The organism is Bacillus sp. LR--39, assembly GCF_053613335.1.
This window is the reverse complement of record NZ_JBSIOT010000193.1, coordinates 1-1,317: the sequence shown is the minus strand read 5'-3', so window position 1 is coordinate 1,317 and position 1,317 is coordinate 1. Positions and strand designations below refer to the sequence as shown.

The window sequence follows — 1,317 nt, the reverse complement described above, 5'->3', positions numbered from 1 at the left end:
CAAATCAAAGCTTCATCATGGCCATCAGCAAAAATGAGCGCATTGCCGAGCATTAACTCGGAAAAAAGCTTGTCCCAGCTCTTTTCCGCTTTCACCCCGCCCAGCGGGAGCGTTTTTTCAAGAATTTGCTGGATCGCATGAGTATTCTGGATAGACTCATCCTGTACCAATGGGTCAATTAACGACTCATGGATCGTGTTATTATCGACCAGCCCAGCAATATAGATAACAGCTAGGTGGACATGATCCTGCTCCCCGATTTTAATCTCGCGAATGATGACGTCAGAGCTGCTTCCGACTTCCTTTTTCGTTTCCGCTATATTCTTTGCCAAACTTGGAGAAATGAGAACCGGCCTTTCTTTTTCTTGCTGCTGTTCCTGGTTCCTCTCGTCAGTATTCTGCTTGTCTTTTGAACCGGTATTGTTCTTTCGCTTAGAAAATAAAGGCATACACAAATACCATTCCTTGTCGTTTTCTCATATTCTTCCTTTTAAAATTGAGATTATGCATGAGGTTTAGATGCGGTATAACATCTCCGCCAACGATAGACACTAAAAGCGGAGGATGATGAAGCATGAAGATATTGGGCGTGACTGGAGTCATATTAATTTGTTTATTAGCTATTTCTGTGTTGATGGACATGCTTCAAGGGTTCAGTTTAACAAAAGCCGTTTATAACAATATGTCCAGCTTTAAGATTTCAACATTTGCGGAATGGGTTGTAATTTTATTTTTTGTTTTAGTACTTGTGAGGGAAATATACGTGATCTATAAATCGAAAAAAAAGAACCCCTAGAGGGGGCGCTTTTTTCAGACAATCATATTGCCGTCTATTGTATCACTGCTGTGTTTGTTGATGGTCCCTTTAAAAATGCGGTTGCCGATGATTTTGGAATTGGTTGATGTGGTTGTTTGAATAGCTGTCGCAGTGCCCGCGGAGAGGTTATTGATGGTGTTTCCTGAGACGATAGAGCCTGCAGAGCCATTGAGATAAATCACAATCGGATTCCCGGCTGTTCTGTTGACTGAAATGGTATTATCAAAAATCTCATGCACACCGGCGCTGATATAGATGGTGACCAAAAGCGGAGATCTCTCTAAGTGGTTGCCGATAATTGAGGTTTTCGCACTTGTGGAGCAATAAATGGGGTAATTTTTGAACTCTTTAAATGTATTGTTTTTGATGATGGCGCCGGCATTGTTTGTGACGGAAACAGAATATGATTCCGGCACTGCTTCAAACGCGTCAGGATTCAGTATATTCCCTTCAATCACCGCGTTCCCTTGAGCAATCCAAATGCCCCGGCTGAATTTTCT

Annotated in this window: 2 protein-coding genes and 1 pseudogene; 1 reads left to right on the top strand and 2 read right to left on the bottom strand. The window is 42.1% G+C overall.

Features of this window, described 5'->3' with window-relative positions:
- Window positions 1-449 (bottom strand): annotated as a pseudogene (gene gerKA / locus ACWHAR_RS21695) (spore germination protein GerKA); the annotation flags it as partial.
- A 125-nt stretch (window positions 450-574) separates the two neighbouring features.
- On the opposite strand from gerKA, the gene ACWHAR_RS21690 reads away from it, so the two are divergent.
- Window positions 575-796 (top strand): hypothetical protein, encoded by a 222-nt coding sequence (locus ACWHAR_RS21690; protein ID WP_017696146.1) that lies wholly within the window; start codon window positions 575-577, stop codon window positions 794-796.
- A 14-nt stretch (window positions 797-810) separates the two neighbouring features.
- Here the strand turns inward: ACWHAR_RS21690 and ACWHAR_RS21685 are convergent.
- On the bottom strand, window positions 811-1,317 hold a 507-nt coding region (locus ACWHAR_RS21685; protein WP_452087794.1), incomplete at its 5' end, for a right-handed parallel beta-helix repeat-containing protein.

Excerpts from the sequence above, each read along its gene's own strand:
- ACWHAR_RS21690 (WP_017696146.1), top strand. The coding sequence starts at position 575 with ATGAAGATATTGGGCGTGACTGGAGTCATATTAATTTGTTTATTAGCT.